The following is a 14,746-nucleotide window of genomic DNA, read 5'->3' as shown; positions in this document are numbered from 1 at the left end:
CGACGGGGGCTGTTGGCATCGGCAGGCCAGAGTACGGTCAACGGCCGCGGTCCGCCTTCGCTCCCGTACCCACTTGGACCACTCGGGGGCGCTCTCGGTTCGCGGGACGGGAGTTCCAACGGTTGAGTGGAGGGAGGCTATCGCTGGCCCATCGAACGCCCGAGCCTCGACGAAGGAGCCCGACCGTGCAGGAACGCCCGGTGGATGCGCCCACGCCGACGGCGGGGAGGGCACCGCTCGATGTCGCGGCCGCGGCAGGCCACCGTGACCACCCGCCAAGGGTCGGGTTCTTCACCGACACCTCGATCTGTATCGGCTGCAAGGCCTGCGAGGTGGCGTGCAAGGAGTGGAACGCGGTCCCCGAGGACGGCCTGGAACTCACCGGCATGTCGTACGACAACACGCAGGGCCTCGGGGCCGACTCATGGCGGCATGTCGCGTTCGTCGAACAGAAGAAGTCTTCCGGCGGCGCGTGGGCGACCGTCGACCACCGCGGCGTCGACGTCTTCGCGGAGGCCGCCCGGCTGGGCACCGGTGCGGCGACGGAAGGCGGCGGGATCGCGCCGGTGGCGCCCGACGGGCGGACGGAACTGCGCTGGTTGATGTCCTCCGACGTGTGCAAGCACTGCACCCGAGCGGGCTGTCTGGACGTCTGTCCGACAGGGGCCCTGTTCCGTACCGAGTTCGGCACGGTGGTGGTCCAGCAGGACGTCTGCAACGGTTGCGGTTACTGCGTCCCGGCCTGCCCGTACGGCGTGATCGACCAGCGGAAGTCAGACGGCCGGGTGTGGAAGTGCACCCTGTGCTACGACCGCCTGGGCGCCGGGTTGGAACCCGCCTGCGCCAAGGCGTGCCCCACCGACTCCATCCAGTTCGGCCCACTCGACGAGCTGCGCGAACGGGCAGCCGAGCGGGTCCGGCGGCTTCAGGACGCCGGTGTTCCCGGTGCTCGGCTGTACGGCCACGACCCGGCGGACGGCGTCGGCGGTGACGGTGCCTTCTTCCTGCTGCTGGACGAGCCCGAGGTCTACGGCCTGCCGCCCGATCCGGTGGTGACCACCCGTGACCTGCCCGCGATGTGGCGGCACGCCGCGGTCGCCGCGGTGACGCTGGCCGCCGGGATGGCGGCGTGTTGCGTCCGGAGGAGGCGATGAGTGGGGCCGACGTACCCGTTGGCGGCAGTCGTACCGGTCGCGGGCGGGGTGGACGTGGGCGAGGCGAGCGCGCCATGGTCCCGCCGACGGAGTTCGCCTCCTACTACGGCCGCCCGGTGCTGAAGAAGCCGGTCTGGCGGGCCCTCGACATCGCCGGATACCTCTTCCTCGGCGGACTCGCCGGAGGCTCCTCGGTCCTGGCGGCGGGAGCCGCGGCCAGCGGTCGGCACGGCCTGGCGCGACCGCTTCGGGTGGGCGCGTTCACCGCGATCTCGCTGTCGCTGGCGGCGCTCGTCCATGACCTGGGCCGACCGGCCCGCTTCCTGAACATGCTGCGCGTCATGAAACCGACCTCGCCGATGAGCATGGGCTCCTGGCTGCTCACCGGTTACGCCCCGCTGGCCGGGGCCGCCGCGGCCAGTACGGTGACGGGGCGGCTGCCGCGCGTCGGTGCGGCAGCCGGGGCCGCGGCGGCGTTGCTGGGGCCCGCGGTCGCGTCCTACACGGCTGTGCTGATCAGTGACACCGCGGTGCCCACCTGGCATGACGGCCACCGGGAGATGCCGTTCGTGTTCTGCGGGTCCGCCGCGACGGCCGCGGCCGGACTGGGCCTGCTGGTCTCCCCCGCCGGGCAGAACGCTCCGGCACGGCGCGCCGCCGCCTTCGGTGCCGTGCTCGAACTCGGCGCCACAGAGCTGATGAGACGCCGCATGGGCCTGAGCGCCGAGCCCTTGCGGACCGGGCGCGCGGGCCAGTTGATGCGCGCCTCGCGGATCCTGACCTGCGCCGGGACGGCCGGAGCATTGGTGGCCGGGCGCCGCGCCCGCGGGGTGGCCGCCGCCGCGGGCGCGGCGCTGCTGGCGGGTTCCGCCGCGCTGCGGTTCGGTGTCTTCCAGGCCGGGGTCAGCTCCGCCGAGGACCCGAAGTACACGGTGCTGCCGCAACGCGAGCGGCTGGCGGGCCGGGCCGAAGCAGGGGCGCCGACCTGCGGCACGAAGCCGCCGAGGTGATGATGGGAACCGGTGCCCCGCTCGCGGGCACCCCGGACGAGGAGGTTCCGCCGTGGGTGTACGGACCTGGATCGGCTCCTGGCCGGTCTACCGTCAGCTGGCCGGCAGGGACCCCCTGGGCCGTGGAGCGGCAGCCAAGAGCGCCCGCAGCCAACGGCTGACATCCCGGACCAGCACGGCCGACAAGGCCGTCAAGTCCGTGTGCCCCTACTGCGCGGTGGGCTGTGCTCAGAACGTCTACGTCGAGGGCGGGAAGGTCACACAGATCGAGGGCGACCCTGACTCCCCCGTCTCGCGCGGTCGGCTGTGCCCCAAGGGCTCCGCCAGCCTGCAACTGACGACAGGCCAGGCCAGGAAGTACCAGGTGCTGTACCGGCGGCCACACGGCACCGACTGGGAGCCGCTGGCGCTGGACACCGCGATGGACATGATCGCCGACCGGGTGATCGCGGCGCGCCGAACCGGCTGGCAGTGGGAGGACGACGGGGTGCGGACCCGACGCACCCTCGGCTTCGCCAGTCTGGGCGGTGCGACCCTCGACAACGAGGAGAACTACCTGATCAAGAAGCTGTTCACGGCGCTCGGCGCGGTGCAGATCGAGAACCAGGCGCGGGTTTGACACTCCTCCACCGTCCCCGGTCTGGGGACCTCGTTCGGTCGCGGCGGCGCGACGACCTTCCAGCAGGATCTGGGCAACGCCGACTGCATCGTCATCCAGGGCTCCAACATGGCCGAGTGCCACCCGGTGGGGTTCCAGTGGGTGATGGAGGCCAAGGCGCGCGGCGCCAAGCTGGTGCACGTCGACCCACGGTTCACCCGGACCAGCGCCCTGGCGGACCTGCACGTACCGCTGCGCGCGGGCAGTGACATCGCGTTCCTCGGCGGCATCGTCAACCACGTGCTGCGGGAGGAGAAGTACTTCCGTGACTACGTCGTCGCCTACACCAACGCCCCGATGATCCTGCGTGAGGACTTCCGCGACACCGAGGATCTGGACGGGGTGTTCTCGGGCCTGGACCGGGAGGGCCGCGCGTACGACCCGACCAGCTGGCAGTACGAGGGGGTGGAGGTCCAGGCCGCCTCCGGAGAGCGCGACCAGCAGTACGAGCGGCGGATCGCCGAGTCGGGCCGTGGCGAGGCGCACGGCTCCGGCGGAGCGGCGATCGGCGAGGGCGAGCCGGAGCGCGACGAGACGCTGACCCATCCGCGCTGTGTCTTCCAGGTACTCAAACGGCACTACGCGCGCTACACACCGCAGATGGTGGAGCGGACCTGTGGCGTGCCGCAGGACGTGTTCCAGCAGGTCTGCCAGCTGGTGACGGAGAACTCCGGGCGCGACCGCACCACGGCCTTCGCGTACGCGGTCGGTTGGACCCAGCACACCGTCGGGGTGCAGTACATCCGCACGGCCGCCGTGCTGCAGCTGCTGCTGGGCAACGTCGGGCGGCCCGGCGGCGGCATCCTGGCGCTGCGCGGCCACGCCTCCATCCAGGGCTCCACGGACATTCCGACGCTGTTCAACCTGCTGCCCGGCTACATCCCGATGCCGCACGCCCACCAGCACGAGAGCCTGGACAAGTTCGTCGAGGCGGAGGCCGCACACAAGGGCTACTGGGGTGGGATGCGCTCCTACCTGGTCAGCCTGCTGAAGGCGTACTGGGGTGAGGCGGCGACCGCGGAGAACGACTACTGCTTCGACTACCTGCCGCGGCTCACCGGTTCGCACAGCACCTACGAGACGGTACTGGCACAGCAGAACGGCGTCTGCCGGGGCTACTTCCTCTACGGCGAGAACCCGGCGGTCGGCTCGGCCAACACCAAGATGCAGCGGCTCGGCATGGCCAACCTCGACTGGCTGGTGGTGCGTGACTTCTCACTGATCGAGAGCGCCACCTGGTGGAAGGACGGTCCGGAGATCGAGACCGGCGAACTGCGCACCGAGGACATCGCCACCGAGGTCTTCTTCCTGCCCGCCGCGGCCCACACCGAGAAGGACGGCAGCTTCACCAACACCCAGCGGCTACTGCAATGGCACCATCAGGCGGTCGAACCGGCCGGGGACGCCCGCAGCGACCTGTGGTTCACCTTCCACCTGGGCCGGATCATCCGCGAGAAGCTGGCCGCGTCCACGGATGAGATGGACCGCCCGGTGCTCGACCTGGCCTGGGACTACCCGACCAAGGGCGCCCTTGCCGAGCCGGACGCCGAGGCCGTTCTCGCCGAGGTGAGCGGCCGCGACGCCGACGGGCGGCCGCTGAGCGCGTACACCCAGCTGAAGGACGACGGTTCGACGTCCTGCGGCTGCTGGATCTACTGCGGGGTGTACGCGGACGGTGTCAACCAGGCGGCCCGCCGCAAACCGGGCGTGCAGCAGAACTGGGTTGCCGGGGAGTGGGGTTGGGCCTGGCCCGCGAACCGCCGCATCCTCTACAACCGCGCCTCCGCCGATCCGGAGGGCAGGCCGTGGAGCGAGCGCAAGGCCCTGGTGTGGTGGGATGCCGACCAGTCCCGCTGGACCGGACACGACATCCCCGACTTCCCCGCCACGACACCACCGGACTACCGCCCGCCCGCCGAGGCCAAGGCGGCGGAGGCGCTGTCCGGCACCGACCCGTTCGTGATGCAGGCCGACGGCAAGGGCTGGCTGTTCGCTCCCGCCGGACTGACCGACGGCCCCCTGCCCACCCACTACGAGCCGCAGGACTCACCGTTCGACAACCCGCTCTACCGCCAGCAGCGCAACCCGGTCCGGCAGGTGCTGCCAGCGCTTCCGGACAACCGGTACCAGCCCAGCGGCAGCGCGCCGGGCTCGGAGGTCTTCCCGTACGTGGCGACGACCTATCGGCTCACCGAGCACCACACGGCGGGCGGGATGACGCGTTGGCAACCGTATCTGGCCGAGTTGCAGCCCGAGATGTTCTGCGAGGTCTCCCCGCTGCTGGCGGCCGAACGCTCGCTGGAACACCTGGGCTGGGCCACGGTGGTGACGGCCCGCAACGTGATCGAGGCACGCGTGCTGGTGACGGACCGGATGGTGCCCCTTATCGTGCAGGGCCGTACGCTGCACCAGGTCGGCCTGCCCTACCACTGGGGCCCGAACGGCTACACCACGGGCGACGCGGCCAACGAACTGGTGCACCTGTCCCTGGACCCCAACACGCACATCCAGGAGACCAAGGCACTGGCCTGCGACATCCGGCCGGGACGGCGACCGCGCGGGCCCGCCGCGGTGGAACTGGCCCGCGAGTACCGCCGCCGCGCAGGCATCACGGACCAGACGGGGACAGAGATCTGACTGCAGGTCAGCGCAGTACCAGAGTGTGCTCGGTAGCGTCCACCAGTTCGCCGATCACGGGCGCGCCCGGGATCTCACCGGCGATCAGCAGTCCGCCGGAGGTCTGGGCGTCGGCCAGCAGCAGCCGGTTCGGTTCACCGGTGCGTCCGAAGTCGGTGTGCGGGGTCACCCAGTCGAGGTTGCGGCGCGTGCCGCCGCTGATGAAGCCGTCACGGACGGCGTTACGGGCGCCGTCCAGGTAGGGCACCGCAGCGGTGTCGAGGACGGCCGTGACGCCCGAGGCCCGGGCCAGCTTGTACAGATGGCCGAGCAACCCGAAGCCGGTGACGTCGGTGGCGCACACGACCCCGGCGGCGAGCGCTGCCTCGGCGGCGTCACGGTTGAGGGCCGCCATGGTCTCGACGGCCTGCGGGAAGTCCTCTCCGGTCGCCTTGTGACGGTTGTTCAGCACTCCGGTACCGAGCGGCTTGGTCAGCGACAGGGGTACGCCGGGGCGCCCGGTGTCGTTCCGTAGAAGCCGTGCGGGGTCGGCGATGCCGGTGACCGCCATGCCGTACTTCGGTTCCGTATCGTCGACGCTGTGGCCACCCGCCACGTGGCAGCCCGCCTCGCGGGCGACCGTCAACCCGCCCCGCATCACCTCCCTGGCCAGCTCGAACGGCAGCACCTCGCGCGGCCAGGCGAGCAGGTTGACGGCGACCAGCGGCCTTCCGCCCATCGCGTAGACGTCGGAGAGGGCGTTGGCGGCGGCGATGCGTCCCCAGTCGAAGGGGTCGTCGACGACCGGGGTGAAGAAGTCAGCGGTGGCGATCAACGCCGTGCCCCCGCCCGGGAGGAGGACAGCGGCGGCGTCGTCACCGTTGTCCAGTCCGACCAGGAGCTCGGCGGCGCCGAATCCTTTCGGGGACGGCACGAGGCCGGCCAGGGCCGCTTCCAGCTCCCCCGGCGGGATCTTGCAGGCGCAGCCGCCACCGCGGGCGTAACCGGTGAGGCGAACGCGTGCCCGGTCGGCGGGGGCGGTGGTTGTCATGACTGCTCCTCAGGGCGGTGTGGCGGATTGATCCCTGGTCGATGACCCGCTTGCATGGGGCCCGGTGGGGAGGCGTGTGGGTGCCTGGTGGCCCTCCCGGTCTTCAAAACCGAGGTGCCCGAGGATCTCGGGCAGGCGGGTTCGATTCCCGTCCGTCTCCGCACATTACAGGCCGCTGGCCAGAGCAGATGCGGTTTCCCTCGCGTGCCGCCGCACTGAGCCCTCACCGCGCCGCGACGAGCTCGTCATGGATGAACAGGGCCAGGCCGAGCACGAGGAACCCAGCAGCCGCCCACGTGGCGTGAATGCCTGAGCGCCTGGCCACGGCCTGCGGCTCGCACGCCGGAGGCGATGCTGCCTCCTCGGCAGCAGCGGCTCGTTCCACACCCACGCCTCATCCGACACCATCCACCGCGGCTTCTCCACGCGCCGCACCACGCGCAACTCGCCTGCGGGGCACGGGCATCCACGTCGATCCACCTCATTGCATCAGCCGTTGTGAGAGCTGACCCGCCAGATTCGGAGACGGTTCCCCTGGCGGCCGCGCACGGCATGACGGCCCGCGTGACCATCAGCGCCGCCCGGCACCCACATTCTCCGTCCCCTACGTGTTTTGAATCGCGTTGACCAGTCCGGCAACAAGTTTCGCCCGCTCGGCCATGGCTTCAACCACCAGGTACTCGTGTTCCGCGTGGGCACCGCCCCCGACTGCTCCGAGGCCGTCAAGTGTCGGCACCCCCAGTGCGGCCGTGAAGTTGCCGTCGCTTCCGCCGCCGACCGCCTTGCCCTCAAGGTCAGGAAGCAGCTGCTTGGCCACCGCAAAGAGCTCGGCCGACGCCGACTCAGGCATCGGAGGTCGACTGATGGCCCCCTGGACCGTGATCCGCGTTTCGTCGAGATGCGGAGTCAGTGCCGCGAACGCGGACTCGATTCGTTCCTTCTCCTCGGCCGACTCGACCCGGACGTCCACGATGACGGTCGCCTCCGCGGGCACGACATTGTCCAGGGTCCCTGCCGACGCGACGGTCGGGGTAACAGTCGTACCGATATCGGGGCGGCCAAGTGCCGCGATGTCCAAAACCTGATGCGATGCTTCGATCAGGGCGTTGACCCCGGCTGCGGGCTCAAGCCCTGCGTGAGAGGCCCGGCCCGCGACCGAGATCTGGAACGTGCCGCAGCCTTTACGGCCGGTCTTCAGGGCTCCACCCTCGGCAGCCCCCTCGAACACGAGCACAGCGCCACAAGCGAGGGCCCGCTCTTCGATGAGGGCTCGGGAGGAGCGTGAGCCGACCTCTTCGTCGGCGGTCACCAGGATCTCAACGCCTGACCGGTCATCAAGCGCCGCCAGACCATGAACGGCCTGCACCAGGCCACCAAGCATGTCAAAGACCCCGGGGCCGGTCGCACGCCCGTCTTCGACCTTGAACGGGCGCCGTTCAAGGGTGCCGAGCGGAAACACCGTGTCATGGTGGCCGAGGACCAGCACTTTGGGATCGCCACCGGCTGACCAGTGGACGTGCGGACCGCCTTCGCTCTCAACGAGGACGGCCTGCCCGCCAAGGCGGCTCTCGATGACAGCGGCAACAGCCTTGGCGGATGCGGTCAGGGCGTCGAGATCGCGCGATGGCGACTCGATTTCAACGAGCGTCCTGAGGTCCTCGATCATCGCGTCAACACTTACATCGACGGTCCTGTCCATCGTCATGCCGCGAGGGTATCTGGCGCGCCGCAGCGGAGGAACGGAGGACGACGGACGGCATGGGCCGACGGCGATGTCGGCCGCGGAGCGGCGCATCGTGTCCCAGTCAGGTGTCACCGCGGCTCATGTCCGCGCAGGCCAGCGTGCGTGACGTCCCGGGTTTTCATCACCCGCCCGTCTTGCCTGGACTCACCGCTGCTCGGGTTCGCACTCTGGCGTCACCAGCCAAGCGGCGTGAACGGAACCTGGCCGCGGGCTCTCGACCATCGTTGCAACTCGAAGCAGAGCAAGGAGAGTTCATGCGCACGAAGTTCGCGGTCGGCCTCGGTACCGTGGCCCTGTCCGCCGCAATGCTTTCGCTTACCGGTGGCCCGGCGGGAGCCGCCGTCGCCACACCGGCGAACGCGTCAGGGCCGTTCCGGGTCCACTCATACTCCGGCGATGTGGGCGCGACACCCGCCATGTGGTCCGGTTCAAGTGCCCAGATCTGCTTCAACATCTGGGGAAACCACCTGCGTGACGGCTACTTCGTCATCCTGGCGTCGGACTCCGGCGCCCAATGGACGGCGCACTATTACGGGCCGAAGAACAAGACGTGCAGCCCGTGGAGGCACTTCAGGGGCAGTTTCCGGGCGAGGATCCTGCCGCACGCAGACGCCAGCGTCGATGCCGACGTCTGGCTGTACTACAACTGAGGCGACAGGCGGCCAGACCTTCTGCCGATGCCGGGGGTGTGACTGAGCGCGGCACCTGGCGGGATTTCGCCAGATGCCGCGCTCGCATCCTTGCGCAGCCGCAGCGGCTCGGGATCGCGAGCAGGTACTCGCTGGCGAGCGCGGCCGAGGATTCGCAGTACTACTGGTCGTCGAACTCGTCCTGAACGTCATCGAGGGACTGCTGTCGCCCCTGCCCCTGTTGCTCCTTTGTGCGGTCCTGTGCTTGCCGACCGCGCTCCTGCGCCTGCTGCCGGGCCTGCTGCGCCTTTTCCTTGGCCTGTCGCGCCTTGTTCTGCCACTGGTCCTTGATCCCCATGTCGCTTCCCCTTCACGCGGTGGTCGTACGGGGCGTCCCCCCGACCGATGCTCGTGGAGCGGGTGGGGCCATGCCGCCCCTGGTAGGCCAACCGGGTGACCCGCCCCTCGGTGACGTGGCATTTCGCCCATGGCCAGCCGGCGGTCGGCGTCGTCGCGACGGACCGCCTTGACGGGCAGTACGGCGCCGACGCTCCGGCCAGGCTCGTACGACCGCCGCGTATCACGCCGCGATGACGTACTGGCACTCGCGCCAGGCGGCCACCCACGCCCGCTGCCATGCGGCCAGCTCCAGCCGCTCCTCGGCCGACAGAACACGCCGCGCGACAAGAACGCGGATCTTCTGCTGAGCTTCGACAAGGCGCACCGAAGCAGGCAGACGGCAGTACTGCGAGCAGTTCGGGGGCATGCCTTTACTCTATTACCTCCCGCTGACGGCACACCCCGAATTCGGGCAAGCCCCGCAAGGAAAAGGCGACTTGACCAACTTGTTCACGGGGGTAATGGGCCGTGGTGGCTCCCAACCGCTCCCTCGCCCGCAACGCGCTCCCCGAGCTCACCGCTGAAGCCCGTCCAACTCCCTTTCCTCTCCGCCGATTTCCGCCGAGTTGCAGCGGCGGAGTCGGGAGTCCAGGCGAATGGTCCAGCCGCGGCGGTCGAGGTGTTCCAGTAGTGGGATGACGACTCTGCGGGTGGTGTTGAGCGTGATGCGGGCCGTGCTGGTGGTGAACGGCTGGTCGAGGCGGGCCAGAGCGACTGCTGCCTGCCAGTCGGCGTCGGGAAGCAGCACGATGTCGTCGGGCAGTCGCAGTAGTTCGCCTGCGGCGGCCGCGGCGGCGAGTAGTTTCGGCGTCAGTCCCAGCGCCTCCAACTCCGCCGCTTCCGGCGCGTGGAAGGGACGGGCGGCGAGCCGTGCGCGCACCTCCTGCACAGCGGTGCGAACGGCGGGCGGCAGGGCCGGTTGGGAGACGCTGCCGTAGATGCGGCCGTCGCGGTGTCCCAGGCGTCCGTTCGTGGCCTGGACCAGGGCGTGGACCAGGCCGCGGTCGGGCAGCTCCAGTAGCCGACGGGCCGCCTCGATGGTCAGCCCGGGCTCGGTCGGGTGCTCTCTCGCGTGCCGTTCGACCACTTCGGCCAAGCGCTGTTGGAGGCGCGTCCAGTGTCCCGGGGCACAGATCCAGTCATCCACGACGGGCTGTGCGTGGGTACGCAGACCCATCGCGACCAGGTCCCCGCGCCGGACCATCCCACGCCGGCGCAACTCGGTGGCCGCGTCCGGCGCTCCTGTCCGCCCGTCAAGCTCGCGGGCGCGGCGGGCCGCATCGCCCCTGCGGATGAGGCGGGGCGGGCGGACGTCGAGGACGGTGGCCGCAGCTGCGATGTGGCGCCGACCGGGATCACGCAGCAGCACGATGTCATTGACCCGAAGCGGCAGCGGTACGGCCAGGGACAGCCGCGCGCTGTCCATGCCCAGCGGGCGTACGGAGACCGGCACGGCGGCTGAACCGAGGTGCAGGGTGAGGCCGCGCGGTAGTTCCGGGGCCGTGCCGCCACGGAGCCGGACGTCCAGGACGTCGGTGGTCAACCACCGGCCGGGCGTCAACAGCACGCTCCCACGGCGCAGGCTCGCGGTGGCAGGCCCGTGCACGTTGACGGCGACGCGGGCGGTCGCGCTCACGGACGTCCGCGGTCGCTTGAGGCTCTCCAGTCCCCGCACCCGGAGCACCGCGTCGCCACCGGACGGGCCGCCGGTCGTCCCGGCCGTGTGCAGGCGGTCGCCCACCGCGATGGTGCCGGCCGAGAGCGTGCCGGTGACCACGGTGCCGTGGCCGCGCACGGTGAACGCCCGGTCGACCCACAGTCTGACGTCGGCGGCCCGGTCCGCCTCCGGAAGCCCGTTCACCAGCCTGACCAGCGCGGCCCGCAACTCGGCCAGCCCGTGCCGCGTCACCGAGCTGACTGCCACCGACTCCACGCGGCCCAGCGAGCTGCGGGCGATCCGGGTGAGCGCCTGCTCCCGCACGTCCACGGGATCCGCCAGGTCGCAACGGGTGACGGCCAGCACGCCGTGCCGTACCCGCAGTGCGTCGAGGACGGCGAGGTGCTCCTCCGACTGCGGCTGCCAGCCCTGGTCGGCCGCGACCACGAAGAGGACGGCGGGTACCGGCCCGACGCCGGCGAGCATGGTGGTCACCAGCCGCTCGTGGCCCGGCACGTCGACGAAGGCCACATCGCCCGCGCCGGTCATCGACGTCCACACGAAGCCGAGGTCGATCGTCATCCCGCGACGGCGTTCCTCCGGACAGCGGTCCGGCTCCATTCCGGTCAGCGCCCGCACCAGCGCGGACTTCCCGTGGTCCACGTGCCCCGCGGTCGCGATCACGTGCATGCGCGGTCCGGCTCCGAAGCGTTCCGCGCGGCCGCGGCACGGACGGCGGCGGCGATGCCGGCATCCGACTCCGGGGCGACGGCGCGCAGGTCGAGCAGGCAACGGCCTTCAACGACCCTTCCCACCACGGGTGTCGGGCCCTGGCGTAGCCGGGCGGCGAACGTTTCCGGCAGGGACAGTGCGACGCTGGCGAGCGTCACCCCGGGAGCGCCGCCGCCACCGACCACCGCCAGGCTGTCCACGACCCGCACCGGGATACCGTCCGCCACCAGGCTCGCGGCCAGTCGTTCGGCCCGCTCCCGCAGAGCACGGGTCGCGGTGTGGAGCGCGGAACGGGTTGGTGTGTCGGGGTTGTTGAGAGTGGCCTCCAGTGCGGCCAGGGTGAGCTTGTCCACCCGCAGGGCGCGCGCCAGGGGGTGGTGGGCCAGCGGGCGTACGACATCGGCGCGTCCCAGGAGCAGGCCGCACTGCGGGCCGCCGAGGAGCTTGTCGCCGCTGGCGGTGACCAGTGCCGCTCCGGCGCGCAGCCAGGTGTCGGCGTCCGGTTCGTCGGGGAGCAGCGGTTCTCGGTGGAGCAGACCCGATCCGATGTCTGCGACGACCAGCGGTCCCACGGTGGCGAGTTCGGGGAGGCCGACGTCTTCGGTGAAGCCCGTGATGCGGAAGTTGGAGGGGTGGATCTTGAGGATGAAGCCGGTTCTGTCTCCGACGGCGGCGGCGTAGTCGGCCAGGGTGGTCCGGTTTGTTGTGCCGACCTCGCGCAGCCTGGCGCCGGTCGACACGAGCAGGTCCGGCAGCCGGAAGCCGTCGCCGATCTCGACCAACTCGCCCCGGCTGACGATGATCTCGCGGTCCTGGGCAAGCGCCGTGGCGGCCAGGGCCAGGGCCGCCGCGCCGTTGTTCACCACGTGCGCGGCCTGGGCCGCCGGGACGTGGCTGAGCAGAGTCGCCACCGTTGAGCGCCCTCGTGGCGCACGTCGCCCGGTGGCGAGGTCGAACTCGATGTCGGTGTTCCCGGATGCGGCGATGACCGCCTGCCGGGCCGCCCTGGAGAGGGCCGCTCGGCCGAGGTTGGTGTGCAGGAGCACCCCCGTCGCGTTGATGACGCGGCGCGGCGTGGCGGCCGTGGCGGGCAGCGACCGCACGGCCGCGTCGACCACGTCGTTCGGGGCGATCTCGTTGCGCCGTGCCCAGCCCTGTGCCCGGGTGACCGCGTCCTTGACGAGTCGTCGTCCCAGCCGCTCGGCTGCCGCGGTCAGCCGCGGATCGGCCAGCACGGCATCGGTTCGCGGAAGTCTTCGGCGCGGGTCGGGCCGGGCGGTCCCATTGGTGTGCTCACGGTCCATCGGTCTGCCTTCGGGTACGCGGGGCAAACAGTCAAGCCTCTTCAGCCTCCCTTGAATCACCGTCAGGTACCCGGTGGACACGCCGCCGAACAGGCGCAAGACCAAGGGAGCCGGGGTTCACGGACGGGCGGGCTGGCACCGGGAACCGCTCGAACGCCGGTCAAGTTCCGTGACGGTCCCGCGCGGTCACGCTTGCCCTGCCTCACCAAACTTCGGTCATGACTGCGGTGTGCCACGGTTTACGGATGGCAATCACGTGGTCAAGCACTCACCGCTCAAACCGCAAAAAATGACACCATTCACCCGTTCCGCGACCCCAACGCATTCAGGATCCAACTTAGGTAAGCCTTACCTCGTCGCTATGCTGCCGTCATCCGGACGCCGCAGAGCATGGCTGTCCGGAGAACGCAGACGCATCAAAGGGGACAGCGATGGCGGACAGGGCCAGTGCCATAGCGACGGGGCAGGTACATCCGGGTGCGGAGGAAGACGCACCAACCGCTAGCTCCGCGCTGCCGACACCGCGACGCCGGCGGCTCGGGCTGGGATTCCTGGCACTGTGGGGACCGGGACTGGTGGTGATGCTGGCCGACACCGACGCCGGATCGCTGATCACCGCATCGCAGTCGGGCGCCCAGTGGGGCTACAAGATGATCATGCCCCAGGTCATCCTCATGCCGATCCTGTATGTGGTCCAGGAGATCACGGTGCGGCTCGGGATCGTCACCGGCCAGGGCCATGGTGCGCTGATCCGAGCCCGGTTCGGTCGCTGGTGGGCCCTGCTCTCCGCCTGCACGCTGTTCGTCTCGGCGATCGGCGCGCTGCTCACCGAGTTCGCCGGAGTTGCCGGCGTTGGCGAGTTGTTCGGCGTCTCGCCCTGGGTCACCATTCCCATCGCCACCGTCTTCTTGCTGGCCCTGGCCTTGACGGGCAGCTACGGGCGGGTCGAGCGGATCGGCATAGCCGTCGGTCTCGCCGAACTCGCCTTCTTCGTGGCGATGTTCATGAGCCGCCCGCACATCGGCGCGATGGCACACGGACTGGGCTCGATGCCTTTGGGCAACAGTTCCTATCTGCTCCTGGTCGCGGCCAACGTCGGTGCCGTGATCATGCCCTGGATGGTCTTCTACCAGCAGGGCGCCGTGATCGACAAGCAACTGTCGGTCGCCACCATCCGACAGGCCCGCCAGGACACCGCGTTCGGCGCCGTCCTCACCCAACTCATCATGATCTCCATGGTGGTGGCGGTCGCCGCCACCATCGGCCTGCACAACCCCGGCGCCGCGCTCAACACCGTCGGCCAGATCGCCGGTGCGCTCACCCCCTACCTCGGGCACCTCGGTGGCACCGTGCTGTTCGGCCTCGGGATGATGGGCGCGGCACTGGTCGCCGCCATCGTCTCCTCGCTGGCCGGGGCGTGGGGCCTGGCAGAGGTATTCGGCTGGAAGCACACCCTCAACGAACGCCCCAACCGCCGTACCGCCAAGTTCTACATCACCTACGCCCTCGCCCACGTCGTGGGCGCGGTCCTGGTGCTGGCAAGCGTCGACCTGGTCAATCTGAGCGTCGACGTCGAGGTGATGAACGCACTACTGCTGCCCATCGTGCTGGGCTTCCTGCTGGCCCTGGAGGCCAAGGCGCTGCCCGAGCAATGGCGGATGCGCGGTTTTCGCAAGTACCTGACCTGGACGCTGTGCCTGCTGGTGATGGGGTTCGGGTTGTACATGGTGCCTTCCACCCTCGGCTGGACCTGATCCACGCACCACGGCCAACCACCACGTATGCCCCCGCC

Annotated in this window: 11 protein-coding genes and 1 tRNA gene; 6 read left to right on the top strand and 6 right to left on the bottom strand. The window is 70.2% G+C overall.

The window, feature by feature from the left end:
- Nucleotides 1-185 precede the first annotated feature (185 nt).
- From P3G67_RS02790 to fdh, 3 genes are all read left to right on the top strand, one after another.
- Nucleotides 186-1,154 carry a 4Fe-4S dicluster domain-containing protein gene (locus tag P3G67_RS02790; RefSeq protein WP_276092009.1) on the top strand — a complete coding sequence of 323 codons (969 nt, stop codon included), beginning with the start codon at nucleotides 186-188 and terminating at the stop codon, nucleotides 1,152-1,154.
- Nucleotides 1,155-1,228: 74 nt separating this feature from the next.
- A complete protein-coding gene (nrfD, locus tag P3G67_RS02785) occupies nucleotides 1,229-2,164 on the top strand; it encodes an NrfD/PsrC family molybdoenzyme membrane anchor subunit (RefSeq protein WP_391858168.1) in 936 nt (311 codons plus the stop codon).
- Nucleotides 2,165-2,216: 52 nt separating this feature from the next.
- Nucleotides 2,217-5,459 (top strand): formate dehydrogenase, encoded by a 3,243-nt coding sequence (gene fdh / locus P3G67_RS02780; protein WP_276092007.1) that lies wholly within the window; start codon nucleotides 2,217-2,219, stop codon nucleotides 5,457-5,459.
- A gap of 7 nt (nucleotides 5,460-5,466) precedes the next feature.
- Here fdh and selD read toward each other — a convergent pair whose 3' ends face one another.
- Nucleotides 5,467-6,489 (bottom strand): selenide, water dikinase SelD, encoded by a 1,023-nt coding sequence (gene selD / locus P3G67_RS02775; RefSeq protein ID WP_276092006.1) that lies wholly within the window; start codon nucleotides 6,487-6,489, stop codon nucleotides 5,467-5,469.
- Nucleotides 6,490-6,557: 68 nt separating this feature from the next.
- Between selD and P3G67_RS02770 the strand changes: the two genes are divergently transcribed.
- Nucleotides 6,558-6,651, top strand: a tRNA-Sec gene (locus P3G67_RS02770).
- Nucleotides 6,652-7,093: 442 nt separating this feature from the next.
- On the opposite strand, the gene P3G67_RS02765 is transcribed toward P3G67_RS02770, so the two are convergent.
- Complete coding sequence (locus tag P3G67_RS02765) at nucleotides 7,094-8,194, bottom strand: M20 family metallopeptidase (RefSeq protein ID WP_276092005.1); 1,101 nt, start codon at nucleotides 8,192-8,194, stop codon at nucleotides 7,094-7,096.
- Between the two features lie 293 nt (nucleotides 8,195-8,487).
- On the opposite strand from P3G67_RS02765, the gene P3G67_RS02760 reads away from it, so the two are divergent.
- Entirely contained in the window at nucleotides 8,488-8,883 is a 396-nt protein-coding gene (locus P3G67_RS02760; protein WP_269859186.1) for a hypothetical protein, read from the top strand.
- A 160-nt stretch (nucleotides 8,884-9,043) separates the two neighbouring features.
- On the opposite strand, the gene P3G67_RS02755 is transcribed toward P3G67_RS02760, so the two are convergent.
- From P3G67_RS02755 to selA, 4 genes are all read right to left on the bottom strand, one after another.
- The gene (locus tag P3G67_RS02755) at nucleotides 9,044-9,220 is read right to left on the bottom strand and encodes a hypothetical protein (protein ID WP_276092004.1); all 177 of its coding nucleotides are present in this window, start codon (nucleotides 9,218-9,220) and stop codon (nucleotides 9,044-9,046) included.
- A gap of 222 nt (nucleotides 9,221-9,442) precedes the next feature.
- Nucleotides 9,443-9,628 carry a hypothetical protein gene (locus P3G67_RS02750; RefSeq protein WP_276092003.1) on the bottom strand — a complete coding sequence of 62 codons (186 nt, stop codon included), beginning with the start codon at nucleotides 9,626-9,628 and terminating at the stop codon, nucleotides 9,443-9,445.
- A gap of 147 nt (nucleotides 9,629-9,775) precedes the next feature.
- Nucleotides 9,776-11,608, bottom strand: coding sequence for a selenocysteine-specific translation elongation factor (locus P3G67_RS02745; RefSeq protein ID WP_276092002.1), 1,833 nt, complete (start codon nucleotides 11,606-11,608; stop codon nucleotides 9,776-9,778).
- Complete coding sequence (gene selA / locus P3G67_RS02740) at nucleotides 11,599-12,954, bottom strand: L-seryl-tRNA(Sec) selenium transferase (RefSeq protein WP_276092001.1); 1,356 nt, start codon at nucleotides 12,952-12,954, stop codon at nucleotides 11,599-11,601. The genes P3G67_RS02745 and selA overlap by 10 nt, the downstream gene beginning before the upstream one ends.
- Nucleotides 12,955-13,385: 431 nt before the next feature.
- On the opposite strand from selA, the gene P3G67_RS02735 reads away from it, so the two are divergent.
- Entirely contained in the window at nucleotides 13,386-14,708 is a 1,323-nt protein-coding gene (locus P3G67_RS02735) for an NRAMP family divalent metal transporter (RefSeq protein ID WP_276092000.1), read from the top strand.
- Nucleotides 14,709-14,746 lie beyond the last annotated feature (38 nt).

It is taken from the genome of Streptomyces silvisoli, assembly GCF_029269905.1.
GTDB classification, from domain to species: Bacteria; Actinomycetota; Actinomycetes; order Streptomycetales; family Streptomycetaceae; genus Streptantibioticus_A; species Streptantibioticus_A silvisoli_A.
Note: the sequence above shows the minus strand (reverse complement) of the source record. Positions and strands in the feature narration are given on the sequence as shown.